This is a genomic window from Methylobacterium sp. CCH7-A2 (assembly GCF_001557075.1).
Classification (GTDB): domain Bacteria; phylum Pseudomonadota; class Alphaproteobacteria; order Rhizobiales; family Beijerinckiaceae; genus Allobosea; species Allobosea massiliensis.
On the sequence record NZ_LSKN01000095.1, the window covers coordinates 15,459 to 30,227 of the forward strand.

Below are 14,769 nucleotides of genomic sequence, written 5' to 3' on the forward strand. Positions count from 1 at the left end.
GTGGATTGGTGCACAGGCTTTATCTCTGCGGCCGGGGCCCTTCGGCGCCTCGTGTCCGCAATCGGCGCCGCCGCTCTCCGGCCGGCGCCAGAACCCGTCATGAGTGCGCATGTCGTTCGGCCCGCTCGAGCCTGGAATGCCGCCACGCCGGCGCAGCCGTTGGTGGTGGGTCGGCCCGCTTGCCAGCGTCATCATCTTCGGCGCCTCGCTGGTGGTGCTCTGGCACATCGTCCGCGAAATCCAACCGGGCGAACTGGCCAATGCCTTCGCCAATGCGAGCCTGCGCCAGCTGGGTCTCGCTTGCGGCTTCACGGCGCTGAGTTATCTCCTGCTGACGGGCTATGACGCGCTCGCGCTGAAACGGCTCGGCCTGTCGATCCCGTATCGCACCACCGCTCTCGCCTCCTTCACCAGCTATTCGGTTTCCTTCACGCTCGGCTTTCCGATCGTGACCGGCGGCACCGTCCGCTACTGGATCTATTCGCCGAAGGGCGTGCGCGCGTCCGAGGTCGCAAGCCTCACGGTGATCGCGGGGCTGACCTTCTGGCTCGGCCTCGGCGCCATCCTCTGCGTCAGCCTGCTCTATGCCACGCCCTCGGTCGCGGTTCTGGCGCGCACCTCGCCGCTCGTCGTTCAGGCGGTCGGGGCGGCCGTCGCGGCCGGGACCCTCGGCTATCTGGTCTGGATCTCGAGCGGCGAGCGCACCATCCGCGTGCGCGGATGGAACCTGCCTCTGCCGGGATTGGGCATCACGCTGGGCCAGATGTTCCTCGGCGCTGCAGAGGTCTGTGCGGCGGCGGCCGTGCTCTTCGTGCTGCTGCCGGGGGGGCACGGTATCGACTATCCGAGCTTCCTGGCCGTCTATGTCTTCGCCTGCCTCGTCGGCATCGCCAGCCATGCGCCGGGCGGTCTCGGCGTCTTCGAGGCGACGATGCTGGTGGCGCTCAGCCGCCTGCCCTTCGAGCCCGTGCTCGGGGCGCTGCTGATCTTCCGCATCATCTATTACATCCTGCCCTTCATCCTCGCTCTGGTGCTGCTCGCCCTCAACGAGATGATCAGGCGCATCCGCCGCCACGAACGCTGAGGCCGGCCCTCACTTCAGCGCCACCACAATCAGCAGGAACAGCAGGACGAGCGCGATCTGCTTCAGGCTCCAGTCGATGCGGGCGAGCAGATCCGTCGTCGTCTCCTCGGGCTCCTGGTCGATGGCGGCCGGGGCCGTGACGGGGTTCACGCCTGTCGGCTGCCACTCCAGGCTCTCGACCAGGCCACGCGCCGGTTCGCTCGCCCGTCCCTCGGCATCGAGCCCCAGATGCCAGGACACCGGCAAGCCGGCGGGGGCGTCGCGCTCGCTCTCCCGCACCCATAGGCTCGTCATCGCCGCGATCGACAGTCGCTGCGCCCTTCCGTCGCGAACTGCACTGGCGAGGGCATCGAAGACCGCCAACGGAGTGAAGATTTCGGCCCGGAATCCCTCTTCCGGCCTGTCCTCCCCGTCGTCGAAGCTGAGAACGATCAGGGCGCGCGCCTCACCCAGCGCGGCCACCGGGCGGATGGTCAGGCCGAGCGATGTCGCTTCACCGGGATGGCCGACCCGCATCAGCCGATCGACGTCTGGCTCCGCGCGGCCCTCCAGCCGCATCGCATCCTCGATCTGCCCGTCGCGGAGGATAAAGCCGCCGATCGGTCGAAGCCCCGTCGCCACGAGCCGGAGCGGTCGGCCGAGGCCTTGCACATAGCGATCGGACATCCCCTCGACCGTCATCAGGCCCTGTGCCACGGCGACACGTCGCGTCGCGCCTGTATCGACCATCGGATCACGGCTCCCCCAACTGGCCGCGACGATAGCAGGTCACTCCTCAGCGGCGAAACAGCGACCCGGCCGGGCGCGCGGGCGGCGCTGCCGCGGCACCATTTTCTGCATCTGGCGCATGACAAGCGGCCAAATCACCGGGTTGTCACGCGTTTCGCGAAGCCCTAGAGCCACAGGCAGGGGCTTACGATCATCTGCGCCCGCCGTCAGGCGTGAGGCGCCCAGACAGGCTGCCATGACCGACGCTTCGACGACCGCCGGGCCCCGCCACGGCATGAGCTTCCGTTCCTTCGTCGCCCTGATGGCCGCTCTGATGGCGGCCAATGCGCTGGCGATCGACTCGATGCTGCCGGCGCTCCCTCAGATGGCGGAGGCGCTCGGAATCGCGGGCGCCAATGAGCGGCAATGGATCATCACCGCCTATCTGCTCGGCTTCGGCTCAGCCCAGATCGTCTACGGCACGCTCGCCGACCGCTTCGGGCGCCGTCCGATCCTGCTCTTCGGCCTGATCGTCTATGTCGCGGCCAGCATCGCGGCGGCCTTCGCCGGCTCCTTCGAGACGATGATGGCCGCGCGCGTCGCCCAGGGCATCGGCGCCGCGGCGACGCGCGTACTCGTCGTCTCGATCGTGCGCGACTGCTATTCCGGCCGCGACATGGCTCGGGTCATGTCGCTCGCCATGATCGTCTTTCTCGCTGTCCCGATCCTCGCGCCGTCGATCGGCCAGGCGATCCTGTGGGTCGCGCCCTGGCGCTGGATCTTCGGCGTGCTGACGATCTTCGGGGCCCTGGTCATGCTCTGGGCCATGCGTCGCTTGCGCGAGACGCAGGCGCCCGAGGATCGCAAGCCGATCGAGGTCGCTACAGTGGTCGCGGCGTTCCGGACCACACTGACGACGCGGCTCGCCGTCGGCTACATGCTGGCGATGGCCTTCGTGCTCGGCGGACTGTTCGGCTTCATCAATTCGGCCCAGCAGGTCTTTGTCGATGTTTTCCGCGCGCCGGAGTGGTTCACCACCATCTTCGCGCTGATCGCGATGTTCATGGCCGCGGCCTCGCTGCTGAATTCGCGCATCGTCGGCCGGCTCGGCATGCGCCGCGTCTCGCATGGCGCCTTGCTCGCCTATATCGGCCTGACCGGGCTGCATGCCCTCCTCGCCTGGTCTGGGTACGAAGCGCTGTGGAGCTTCGCAATCCTGCAGGGCGGTACGATGTTCTGCTTCGGGCTCGTCGCGCCCAATTTCGGCGCCATGGCGATGGATCCGCTCGGCCATGTCGCCGGCACGGCCTCCTCAGTCCAGGGCTTCGTCACGACGATCGTCGGCGCGCTGCTGGGCTTCTACATCGGCCAGCATTTCGACGGCACCGTGTTGCCGCTGACACTCAGCGTGGCTCTCTGCGGTGTCGCGGCGCTCGGGATCGTGCTGGTGGCGGAAAAGGGGCGCCTGTTTCGGCCATCGGCGGGGCGGCATTGACGGGTGACGGGGTGAACGCGCGCGCTTCGCGGCAGACCGGTCGGTGTTTCGAGAAAGACCGGAAACGGTATGGCGCGAAAGATAACCCATCGTCATTGTCTTACCTTTTAATTTGTCTAAACAAGTATTGAGGCAATAATCGACAGCACAATGTCGGATCAGAGTTGATCCGAGATTGTGTATCGCGCTACGGGTCCGGGCAGATCACCTTCCGGAGACGTGGAATGAACCGCTCGATCATGGCGCTGTCGGCTGTTGCCGCCCTGGTTCCAGCCTGGCCTGCCGGCGCCCAGCAGGCGCGCGTCGAGCAGCTCGACGAGATCGTCGTGCAGGGCGAAGCGGCGCGTCGGCCCGGTAGCGGTGCCACCGGCATCGTCGCCAATGACGGTTTCGTGCCCCAGACCAGCCGGACCGCCACCAAGACGGAGACGCCCGTCGCGGAGACGCCCCAGACCGTCAACACGGTCACGCAGAAGCAGCTCGAGGAGCGCCGCCCGCAATCGCTGACCGAGGCGCTGGGCTATACGCCCGGCGTCCGCACCGGCGGCTACGGCTTCGACCCGCGCTTCGACAGCTTCACCATCCGCGGCGTCGACATCACCTATACCGGCGTCTTCCGCGACGGCCTGCGGAACTTCAACAGCCCGAGCGGCCTGTTCCGCATGGAGCCTTACGGCTTCGAGTCGATTTCGATCCTCAAAGGCCCGGCCTCCTCGCTCTATGGCGCGAGCGCCTCCGTCGGCATCATCGACGCGATCTCGAAGCGTCCGACCGAGACGAGATTCGGCGAGGTCGAGATCCAGGGCGGGTCCTTCAACCGCCGACAGATCAATTTCGACCTCGGCGGCCCGGCCAATCAGGCCGGCACGGTCCTCTATCGGATCACCGGCCTGCTGCGGGAGTCGAACACCAGCCTGCCAGGCGTCCCCGACGACCGCCTCTTCATCGCCCCAGCCATCACTTTCAAGCCGAACGATAATACCAAGCTCACCATCCTCGGCGAATACATGGATTCGAAGACCGGCGGCTCAACCGCCTATGACAACAATTATGGCAGCTTCAGGCTGCGCGACGGGACGGTGATCTTCCCCACGGTCGGGGCCAAGCGGACGATCCTGTTCAACCCGGCCTATAACGACTTCACCCAGAAGCAGGGCCGCATCGGCTACGAGTTCGAGCACAAATTCTCGGACACAGTCTCGGTCCACCAGAACCTGCGCGTCTCGACGCTGTCGACAGACGAGAAGTTCGGCACCACCACCTATGCCGGCCGCGTCAAGGAAGACCTCGATGCGATCTCGACCGACACCTATCTCAAGATGCTCCTGCGCACCGGTCCGATCAGCCATACGGTCCTGACCGGGCTCGACATCGGCCGCGCGAGCTACGGCTCGCGGATCGGCTACAACTTCGCCAGCATCTCCGATCCGGCTCTGCCCGAGCCGACGAAGCAGCGCCAGACGCTGATCGGCGCCTATGTCCAGGACGAGATGAAGATGGGCCCCTGGCGCCTGCTGCTGAGCGGCCGGCACGATTGGCTCTCGAGCACCTACACCGTGCCCGGCACCGCGCCCTCCAAGCAGGACGAGGGCGCCTTCACCGGCCGCGCCGGGCTGAGCTACGTCACCGATTTCGGGCTGACGCCCTATGTCAGCTACGGCACCTCCTTCAACCCCAATCCCGGCACGGTGCTGAATGGCGGCGTCGCCAAGCCGACCAAGGGAGAGACGGCCGAGGCGGGCGTGAAATATGCCGTGCCGGGCTACAACGCCTTCATCAATGCCTCGGTCTTCTGGCTGAAGCAGAAGGACGGCATCGTCTACACCGTGGTCGATGCGGTGAACCGCCAGACCCAGCTCGATTTCGAGTCCCGCGGCTTCGAGATCGACGCGACGACCTCGCTCGGCAACGGGGTGAGCCTGCAGGCCTCCTACGCCTATACCGACACCGAGATCACCAAACTCTCGCCCGACACGGTCGGCAACCAGATCAACAGCGTGCCCAAGCACGCCTTCTCGGTCTGGGCGGGCTACGACATCGCCACCGGTCCGCTGCGCGGCCTCGGGCTCGGTGCCGGCGTGCGCTACACCGGTGCCAATTTCGGCGACGACTACAACCGGCTGATCATCCGCAACAGCGCGACGGCCTATGTCGATGCCCGCCTGACCTATGATTTCGAGAAGCTCGATCCGAAGCTCAAGGGCTTCAGCGCGCAGGTGAACGCCCAGAATCTGCTCGACAAGGTCGATCAGGTCTGCACCGCTGGCTACTGCTACTTCAACCAGGGCCGCAAGGTCCTCGCCAGCCTGCGGTACCGCTGGTGAGCGCGGCGGCGGGCGCGGCCCTCGGCGACGCTGCGCACCGGGGCCCGGTTGCCCGGCTCGTCGTCGGGCTGGGCGGGCTCTATGTGGCGCAGAGCGTCATCGGCGGCGTCATCTTCACCGGCCTGCCGGCGGTGATGCGCAAGAGCGGCGCCTCGCTCGACGACATCGCCTTCATCCTGCTCACCGTCCTGCCCTGGTCCTTCAAGTTCATGTGGGCTCCGGCGGTGGAGCGCTTCCGCTCGCCGCATGGCGGGGTGCGGCGCTCGCGCAGCGCGATTGCGCTCTTCGGGGCCTTCGCGGTCGGATCCGTCATCGCCTGCGCGCTGATCGGCCCGACCGCGCTCGGCTCGCTGACGGTCGCGATGATGGTGGCCTCCTTCTCGTCGGCCACGATCGACATCGCCTGCGATGGCCATGCGGTCGAGAGTTTCGCCGAGCGCGACCGCGGCTGGGCCAATGCCGCCCAGGTCGGCGGGGCCTATCTCGGCTCGGCGATCGGCGGCGGCCTCTTCCTCGTCCTGATCGACCATTGGGGCTGGCAGCCGGCGACGCTGGTCATGGCCTGCGCGCTGGTCGCGCTCGCCGCCCCCTTCCTGCTGACGCCGGACGGCGCCGTTGGCGCCCGCAAGGACAAGCCGCCCCAGTCGCTCAAGCAGGCCCTGAAGCGTCCCGAGATCCGCTCCGGCCTCGCTTTGGTCGCGCTCTATGTGCTCGGCCAGAAGGTGTCGATGCTGCTGGTCGGCCCCTTCCTGGTCGATGCCGGCCTCAGCCTCACCGCGATCGGCACGCTGAACGGGCTCGGCGTCACCGCGCTCGGGCTGGCGGGCGCGCTCGGCGGCGGCTGGATCCTGCGTCGCATCGGCGCCTATCGCGTGATGGGCTGGACGCTCGGCATCCAGATGCTCGTCATGCTCGCCTTCGCCGTCGTCGCCCATCTGAAGCTCGATGCGCCGGTGGCGCTGATGGCGATCTATCTCGCCTCGGCCGGCACGCTCGCACTGGGCTTCGTCGCGCTCTATTCGGAGCTGATGGGCCGCGCCTCGCTCGACCAGGCCGGCGTCGATTTCACCCTGTTCCAGAGCATGGATTCGATCGTCAGCCTCGTCGGCTGGCGCGTCGCGGGATATGCGGGCGACAGGCTGGGCTATGCCGCCTGCTTCGCCGCCGCCGCGGTGCTCGCCCTCGGCGTGTCGACGCTGATCCCGCGCTTCGCGCGCGCGCAGGCAGGCTGAGAGGCCATGGCCCCGGTCCCGGTTCCGGCGGCGTTCGATCTGGCTGGCCTCTTCGCGGGGGATCTGGCCCGTTTCGCCGGCAGCCTGCGCGTCGATGACGGCGCGGCGCATTTGGACGGGCGCCGCCTGCTGGAACTGGCCACGTTGCGCGAGCTGATCGACCGCTTCGGCGCGACCCAAGCCGGCGGCGAGCCGCGCGCCATCGTTTCGATGTGGAGCCAGTGGCACTTCTCCAACACGATTGTCCCGGCCACGGTGGTCCAGCTTCTGGGCGGGGTCGGCCTGCCGGTCGCCCTCGAAGGAGGGCGCTTCGCCCTGCATGACAATGGCTGCACGGCCGGCGTCGTGATCCCGCCCGACCATCCGCTCCCGCCACGCCAGGCGAAGGCGGGGCTCGAATCCCTGACCGATGGGCATCTCTCCCCGTTGATCGCGCTGCTCGCGGGCCATTTCGGGGTCTCGGCGAAGCTGCTCTGGAACAATGCCGCCGTCAGCCTGGCCTGGAGCGTCCAGCAATGCGCGGCCGATCCGCGCGTCGATCGCCAGGGTTTGGCCGAGGCCCAGGCGCTGCTGACCGCGGCCCTCACGCCGGCAGGCCGGAAAAACCCGCTCGACGGCGCCCTGCGGCCCTCCGCGCTCGCGCCGATGGAGAACTGCCAGCGCAAGATCTGCTGCCTGCGCTATCTGCTGCCCGGCATGGCCGATTGCGGCTCGTTCTGCCCGCTGCCACGACACGCACGCGCCGCCGCGGCGTGAGACGCCCGGATGGGATGGAACGGATCGGGGAGGGGATGGCCGCCTTCCGCTCGCGGAGGCCTGGCCTTTCTTTCGGGAAACCTCACCGCCGCCATCGAGGCGACGGGCATGCCGGGAATCGTCTTCAGTCCGGGTAGATCGAGAGAGATTCGCAGTGGCTCGGGAAGCGACGCCGCCGATCGGCCTCCCGTCTCGCAGTCAACTCACGCCGTCTTGAGGTTGACGGCCGACGACTTGCCGGTCTTGCGGTCCGCCTCGAGATCGTAGCTGATCTTCTGGCCCTCGTTCAGGCCGCGCATGCCGGAGCGCTCGACCGCGCTGATATGCACGAACACGTCCTGTCCGCCCTGATCAGGGGTGATGAAGCCATAACCCTTGGTCTCGTTGAACCATTTCACAGTACCTGTGGCCACGTGATGTTCCTTCGGTCTCAGTTCAGCCCGGCACATGCCGAGCCGAACCTACTGTAGGGGGCAATTCGCTCCGGTTGCAATGACGCGCCGCACAACGAGAATTTGAATCATCTTGAGCTGCGCTGGTCGAGCCGGCGCGACATGCCGCAGGAGCAAGGCCGGGCGCGGGCGGGGGCCTTGCCCGCCGCGCCGCGCTCACGCATGAACGACGCCGACAAGAGCGCAGGAGAGCCTCCCCATGACGACTTACGTGATCGATCCGCCGGCGGTGACGGCCGTGCCGGTGGCGGGCGGCGGGATGTTCCCGGTGCGCCGCGTCTTCTGCGTCGGCCGCAATTACGCCGAACACACCCGCGAGATGGGCGGCGACCCCGACCGCGAGGAGCCGTTCTTCTTTACCAAGCCCGCCGACGCCCTGGTCATCAACGGCGCCGACATGCCCTATCCGACCAAGACCGCCGATCTCCATCACGAGATGGAGCTGGTGGTCGCCATCGGCACCGGCGGGAAGGACATCGCCGAGGCCGACGCGCTCGCCCATGTCTTCGGCTATGCCGCCGGCCTCGACATGACCCGCCGCGATCTCCAGGCCGCCGCCAAGAAGGCCGGCCGTCCCTGGGACATGGCCAAGGGCTTCGATCTCTCCGGCCCCATCGGCGAGATCGCCCCCGCCAGCCAGATCGGCCATCCCGCCGCCGGCAAGATCGAACTCGTCGTCAACGGCGTGCCGCGCCAGAGCTCGGACCTCGCCAAGCAGATCTGGAACGTGCCCGAGACGATCGCCTATCTCTCCGGGCTGGTCGAGCTCGCCCCGGGCGACCTGATCTTCACCGGCACGCCCGAAGGCGTCGCGGCGGTCGTTCGCGGCGATGTGCTCGAAGGTGAGATCGCCGGCGTTGGCACCGTCCGCACCCGGATCGCCTGAGGCGCCGCAACCCGTTCCCCTTTTGCAGGAAAGCCGTGTCCATGACCCTGACCGCCGACGCCGCTGGCGTCTTCCCGATCGCGCCGACCCCGTTCAACCCCGACGGCTCCGTCGACTGGGCTTCGACCGAGAAGCTCTTCGCCTTCTATGACGAGATCGGCTCGGACGGCACGACGGTGCTCGGCATCATGGGCGAGGCGCCCAAGCTGGAGCCGGAGGAATCCCTGCGCATCGTCAAGACGGCGGTGGCCGGCATGCCGGGCAAGCCGGTGATCGTCGGCGTCTCGGCGCCGGGCTTCGCCGCCATGCGCACCCTGGCACGCCAGTCGATGGAGCTGGGCGCCGCCGGCGTCATGATCGCGCCGCCGCCGAGCCTGCGCACCGACGACCAGATCACCGGCTACTACGCCCAGGCCGTCGAGGCGATCGGCACCGACATTCCCTTCGTCATCCAGGATTATCCGTTGACGCTCTCGGTGGTGATGACGCCGGCCGTGATCCGCAAGATCGTCACCGACAATCCCTCCTGCGTCATGCTCAAGCACGAGGACTGGCCGGGGCTGGAGAAGATCTCGACGCTGCGCAAGTTCCAGAAGGAGGGCTCGCTTCGCCCGATCTCGATCCTCACCGGCAATGGCGGCCTCTTCCTCGATTTCGAGATGGAGCGCGGCGCCGACGGCGCGATGACCGGCTACGCCTTCCCGGAGCTGCTGATCGACGTCGTGAAGCTGCAGAAGGCCGGCAAGCGCGACGAGGCGCATGACATCTTCGACGCGCATCTGCCGCTGCTGCGCTACGAGCAGCAGCTCGGTGCTGGCCTCGCGGTTCGCAAATACACGCTGATGAAGCGCGGCATCCTCGCCAGCGATGCCCAGCGCAAGCCGGGCTCGGCGATCAGCGCCCAGCCGAAGACCGAAGTCGACTATCTGCTGGCGCGCGTCGCGAGGACCGATCCGCGCGCCGCGCTCTGACGCGGCAGCCGGGGCCGCCTCACGGGGCGGCCCCGCTCCTGACAGCATCTTGCGGATCGGCCGCCCGCGCCGATGGACACGGGCTGCGCCGGGCCACTATGGTCCGCGCCATGAGCGAGACAGCCAGCACCGCCGCCGTGACCACCACAGGGCCCGCCCTGAAGCCCGGCGACCATCTCTTCCTGGTCGACGGCTCCAATTTCATCTTCCGGGCCTATTTCCAGTCGATCAATCAGGACCGGAAATACAATGTCCGCTCGGACGGGTTGCCCTCCGGCGCGGTGCGGCTCTTCGCCACCAAGCTCTTCCAGTTCGTGCGCGAGGGCGTGCTCGGCGTCCGCCCGACGCATCTCGCCATCGTCTTCGACAAATCCGAGAACTCCTTCCGCAAGGCGATCTACCCCGCCTACAAGGGCAACCGCTCGGACCCGCCGCCCGATCTCATCCCGCAGTTTCCGCTGATGCGGGAGGCGGTGCGCGCCTTCGGCCTGCTGCCGGTCGAGCAGGACGTCTACGAGGCCGACGACCTGATCGCGACCTATGCGAAACAGGCGCGCGAGGCCGGCGCCGACGTGCTGATCGTCTCGGCCGACAAGGATCTGATGCAGCTCGTCCGGCCCGGCGTGGCGATGTACGATCCCGCCTCCGGCGACGCCAAGAAGGGCGCGGGCTTCCGCGCCGAGCGCAAAATCGGCGAGCCCGAGGTCGTCGAGTATTTCGGCGTCACGCCCGACAAGGTCACGGACGTCCAGGCGCTGGCCGGCGACGCGACCGACAATGTGCCGGGCGCACCGGGCATCGGCATCAAGACCGCGGCCCAGCTCATCGGTGAGTATGGCGACCTCGAGACGCTGCTGGCGCGGGCCGGCGAGATCAAGCAGCCCAAGCGCAGGGAGACCCTGACCAATCCGGAGATCGTCGAGAAGATTCGCATCTCCCACAAGCTGGTCTCGCTGGTCGACGACGTCGCGGTCGAGACGCCGCTGGAGAACCTGACGCTCGGCCAGCCCGATCCGGCGCGGCTCATCGCCTTCCTCAAGGCGATGGAGTTCACCACCATCACCAAGCGCGTGGCCGAGGCCTATGAGGCCGATGTCGCGGCGATCGATGCCGATGCCGATCTCGCGCCCGGCGGCACGCGCGCGGCCGAGCTCAAGGCGCTCCATGTCGGCGCTGATGAGGGAGACGCGCAGCCCACCCTGTCGGAAGCTGCGAGCGCCGCCGTGACCCAGCCGGTCGCGGCGACCGCAGGCGATGGCTGGCTGAAGCCGGCCGATCTCTCAGCCGCCCGCAAGAACGAGGCGCTCGCGGCCAAGATCGACCGGACGGCCTATGAATGCGTCCGTGATCTGGCCGTGCTGGAGCGCTGGATCGCCGCGGCCTATGAGGCCGGCCATGTCGCGATCGACACCGAGACGAGCGCCATCGACCCGATGCAGGCCGATCTCGTCGGCATCTCGCTCGCCGTCGCGCCGGGCAGGGCCTGCTACGTCCCGCTGCAGCATCGCGGCGGCAGCGATCTCTTCGGCGGCGGCATGCTGGAGGGGCAGATCCCGCTCGACCAGGCGCTGGCGGCGCTGAAGCCGCTGCTCGCCGACCCCGGCGTGCTCAAGATCGGCCAGAATCTGAAATACGATCTCGTTTTGCTGAAGCGCTACGGCGTCGACGTCGCCCCCATCGACGACACGATGCTGATCTCCTACGCGCTCGATGCCGGCAACAACAGCCACGGCATGGACCGGCTCTCCGAGCTGCATCTCGGCCATGAGACCATCACCTTCGCGCAGGTGGCAGGGACGGGGAAGGCGCAGGTCACCTTCGACAAGGTCGCGCTCGACAAGGCGACGGACTATGCCGCCGAGGATGCCGACGTCACCTTGAGGCTCTGGCGCACCCTGAAGCCGCGTCTCGCCGCCGAAGGCCGCACCACCGTCTACGAGACGCTGGAGCGCCCGCTGATCGCCGTGCTCGCCCGCATGGAGGCGCATGGCATTGCGATCGACCGGCAGATCCTGTCGCGGCTCTCGGGCGATTTCGCCCAGTCGCTGGCGCGGCTGGAGGACGAGATCTACGAGATCGCCGGGGAGAAGTTCACCATCGGGTCGCCCAAGCAGCTCGGCGACATCCTCTTCGGCAAGATGGGCCTGTCGGGCGCCAAGAAGACAGCGACGGGGCAATGGGCGACCGGCGCCGGCGTGCTCGAGGAACTGGCCGAGCAGGGCCACCCGCTGCCGGCCAAGATCCTCGAGTGGCGCCAGCTCGCCAAGCTGAAATCGACCTACACCGACTCGCTGCCGGCCTATGTGAACCCGCAGACCCAGCGCGTGCACACCTCCTTCGCCCTGGCCGCGACGACGACCGGCCGGCTCTCCTCCTCCGAGCCCAACCTGCAGAACATCCCGATCCGCACCGAGGCCGGCCGCAAGATCCGCACCGCCTTCGTCGCGGAGAAGGGGTACAAGCTCGTCTCGGCCGATTACAGCCAGATCGAATTGCGCCTGCTCGCCCACATCGCCGAGATCCCCCAGCTGCGACAGGCCTTCGCCGACGGCATCGACATCCACGCGATGACGGCCTCCGAGATGTTCGGCGTGCCCGTGCAGGGCATGCCGAGCGAGGTCCGCCGCCGCGCCAAGGCGATCAATTTCGGCATCATCTACGGCATTTCGGCCTTCGGCCTTGCCAACCAGCTCGGCATTGGCCGCGAGGAGGCGAGCGCCTATATCCGCAAGTACTTCGAGCGCTTCCCCGGCATCCGGGACTATATGGAGCAGACCAAGACCTTCGTCCGGGCCAACGGCCATGTCGAGACGATCTTCGGTCGGATCTGCCATTTTCCGGCGGTCGCCTCGAAGAACCCCTCCGAGCGGGCCTTCGTCGAGCGCCAGGCGATCAACGCGCCGATCCAGGGTTCGGCCGCCGACATCATCCGCCGCGCCATGATCCGCATGGAGGACGCGCTGGCGGCGGCGAGGCTCGATGTCCGCATGCTCTTGCAGGTGCATGACGAACTCGTCTTCGAGGTGCCGGACGCGCAGGTCGAGGCGGCGCTGCCGGTGATCACGAAGGTCATGGTCGAGGCGCCGCATCCGGCGGTGCAGCTGCGGGTTCCGCTGCAGGTCGATGCCCGTGCGGCCGGCAACTGGGACGAGGCGCACTAGCGGAACCTTCCCCGGCAAAGCGACGTTCTGATTCCGCACGCGCCGGGGGGCGCAGCCGCGCGTCGGAATCGGAATCATGCTCAACACATCAGCCTGGCGGCCGTTCCCGCGCTATATGGCGGAGCCCGAGGTCGAGGACGTCGCGGACGATCTCCACGAGGACGTCACGCCCTCCGAGCATGATCTCATCGTCCGCTATACGATCATCGGCATCTTCGTGATTCTGGCCACGGCCGCGCTCTATCTGACGCGCGTCATCGCGCTTCCGATCACGGCCGGCATCATCTTCGGGCTCGTGCTCGGGCCGGCCGTGGACGCACTTGTGCGCCGCAGCGTGCCGCAGCATCTGGCGGCAGCGATCGTGGTGCTCGCCTTTCTGTCGGTGATCGTCTTGGCCATCATGGTGCTGGCCGTGCCGGTGGCCGGCTGGAGCGATCAGGGGCCCGCGATGGTCGCGGCGCTCAAGAGCAAGCTCGCCGGCATCTTCGTCATGATGGAGGACGCGAAGGCCGCGATCGGCTCCCTCATGGGCAAGAGCGGCACCGAGCTCAGCATCTCGCAGGGCAATCCGTTGCTCGACCTCGCCATGTCCTCTTCCGCCATCGCCGGAGGGATGCTGATCTTTGTCGCCACCGTCTATTTCTGGCTGGCGACGCGGCGCCACCTCAAGGCCCGCGCGCTGCGCCTCTGTCTCGGCCGCGGTGCCCGCAAATCTGCCGGTGCCTTCTTCCAGGAGATCGAGTCCCGCGTCGCGCGATATTTCACGCTGGTGACCGTGATCAATCTCGGCATGGGCCTGCTGACCATGGGCATCGCCTGGCTCGCCGGCCTGCCCTATCCTGTCTTCTGGGGGGCGCTGGCCTTCATCCTCAACTACCTCGCCTTCATCGGCCCGATCATCGTGACCGCGACCCTCTTCGCCGGCGCGCTCATCGATGCGCCGTCGGCGCTGGCCGCGATCTGGCCGGCGGCGGCCTATTTCGTGATCCATCTGATCGAGGGCAACGCGGTGACGCCGGTCTTCGTCGGCAACCGCCTGACGGTGTCGCCCTTCCTCGTCTTTATCGGCTTCATCTTCTGGCTCTGGCTCTGGGGCCCGGTCGGCGCGGTCCTCTCGACTCCGATCCTGCTCGTCGCCATGGTGGCGCAGGAGGAGTTCGCCCGCTATCGCGCCGCCCAGGCCGAGGAGCAGGCGCCGGCTCCCACCTGAGAGGCGGGCGGGGAACACCAGGGCAGCCTTCGCGTTGGCGTCGGTATCGAGCGGTCCGGCTTGGGTCGGACGCTCCCCCATTCGCGATCGAACACTTCACGAGGCAATGACAGGATGAGCGACATGGCCACCACCACCACTTCCGCAAAGCGCCAGGCCGCCTCCGCCGCCAAGCGCGTTAAGGACGAGGTCGTCTCCGGCGCCGAGGAGATCGCCGGCGAGGCTCGGGAGACAGCCGCGAAGGTCAAGCGCGAGGCTGGTGCGATCGAGGAGAGTCTGACCCGTGGCGCCGAGGACCTTGTCGCGACCGTCGGCGAGAAGCTGCGCTCGGTCGGTGTCGATACCGACCGCATGGCCGATGTCGCGAAGGAGCAGGCCAGCGAGCTGCAGCGCCTTATCGAGGACGAGATTCGCGAGCGTCCGCTGCGCGCCCTCGGTCTGGCGGCGGCCGTCGGCCTGTTCGTCGGCTTCCTCTCGGCGCGCTGATCCC

The 14,769-nt window shown here is 67.7% G+C and carries 12 protein-coding genes; 10 read left to right on the forward strand and 2 right to left on the reverse strand.

Annotated elements, in window-relative coordinates:
- Positions 1-109 precede the first annotated feature (109 nt).
- Entirely contained in the window at positions 110-1,084 is a 975-nt protein-coding gene (locus AX750_RS07745; protein ID WP_082733068.1) for a lysylphosphatidylglycerol synthase domain-containing protein, read from the forward strand.
- 9 nt (positions 1,085-1,093) lie between these two features.
- Here AX750_RS07745 and AX750_RS07750 read toward each other — a convergent pair whose 3' ends face one another.
- Complete coding sequence (locus AX750_RS07750) at positions 1,094-1,813, reverse strand: hypothetical protein (RefSeq protein ID WP_066718192.1); 720 nt, start codon at positions 1,811-1,813, stop codon at positions 1,094-1,096.
- 235 nt (positions 1,814-2,048) lie between these two features.
- On the opposite strand from AX750_RS07750, the gene AX750_RS07755 reads away from it, so the two are divergent.
- The 4 genes from AX750_RS07755 to fhuF all read left to right on the forward strand — a co-directional run bounded on the left by AX750_RS07755 (position 2,049) and on the right by fhuF (position 7,599).
- Positions 2,049-3,287 (forward strand): multidrug effflux MFS transporter, encoded by a 1,239-nt coding sequence (locus tag AX750_RS07755; protein ID WP_245282340.1) that lies wholly within the window; start codon positions 2,049-2,051, stop codon positions 3,285-3,287.
- A 224-nt stretch (positions 3,288-3,511) separates the two neighbouring features.
- Entirely contained in the window at positions 3,512-5,611 is a 2,100-nt protein-coding gene (locus AX750_RS07760; RefSeq protein ID WP_066734878.1) for a TonB-dependent siderophore receptor, read from the forward strand.
- A complete protein-coding gene (locus AX750_RS07765; RefSeq protein WP_066718198.1) occupies positions 5,608-6,843 on the forward strand; it encodes an MFS transporter in 1,236 nt (411 codons plus the stop codon). Before AX750_RS07760 ends, AX750_RS07765 begins: the two co-directional genes overlap by 4 nt.
- 6 nt (positions 6,844-6,849) lie before the next feature.
- Positions 6,850-7,599 (forward strand): siderophore-iron reductase FhuF, encoded by a 750-nt coding sequence (fhuF, locus tag AX750_RS07770; RefSeq protein WP_066718200.1) that lies wholly within the window; start codon positions 6,850-6,852, stop codon positions 7,597-7,599.
- 203 nt (positions 7,600-7,802) lie between these two features.
- Here the strand turns inward: fhuF and AX750_RS07775 are convergent, their stop codons facing one another.
- A complete protein-coding gene (locus tag AX750_RS07775; protein ID WP_066718201.1) occupies positions 7,803-8,012 on the reverse strand; it encodes a cold-shock protein in 210 nt (69 codons plus the stop codon).
- 238 nt (positions 8,013-8,250) lie between these two features.
- Between AX750_RS07775 and AX750_RS07780 the strand changes: the two genes are divergently transcribed.
- The 5 genes from AX750_RS07780 to AX750_RS07800 all read left to right on the forward strand — a co-directional run bounded on the left by AX750_RS07780 (position 8,251) and on the right by AX750_RS07800 (position 14,765).
- Entirely contained in the window at positions 8,251-8,937 is a 687-nt protein-coding gene (locus AX750_RS07780; RefSeq protein WP_066718203.1) for a fumarylacetoacetate hydrolase family protein, read from the forward strand.
- A 41-nt stretch (positions 8,938-8,978) separates the two neighbouring features.
- Entirely contained in the window at positions 8,979-9,908 is a 930-nt protein-coding gene (locus AX750_RS07785; RefSeq protein WP_066718205.1) for a dihydrodipicolinate synthase family protein, read from the forward strand.
- A 110-nt stretch (positions 9,909-10,018) separates the two neighbouring features.
- A complete protein-coding gene (gene polA, locus AX750_RS07790) occupies positions 10,019-13,069 on the forward strand; it encodes a DNA polymerase I (RefSeq protein ID WP_197426550.1) in 3,051 nt (1,016 codons plus the stop codon).
- A gap of 76 nt (positions 13,070-13,145) precedes the next feature.
- The gene (locus AX750_RS07795) at positions 13,146-14,279 is read left to right on the forward strand and encodes an AI-2E family transporter (RefSeq protein ID WP_066718207.1); all 1,134 of its coding nucleotides are present in this window, start codon (positions 13,146-13,148) and stop codon (positions 14,277-14,279) included.
- Between the two features lie 123 nt (positions 14,280-14,402).
- Positions 14,403-14,765, forward strand: coding sequence for a DUF883 C-terminal domain-containing protein (locus AX750_RS07800; protein ID WP_066718209.1), 363 nt, complete (start codon positions 14,403-14,405; stop codon positions 14,763-14,765).
- Positions 14,766-14,769: the final 4 nt, after the last annotated feature.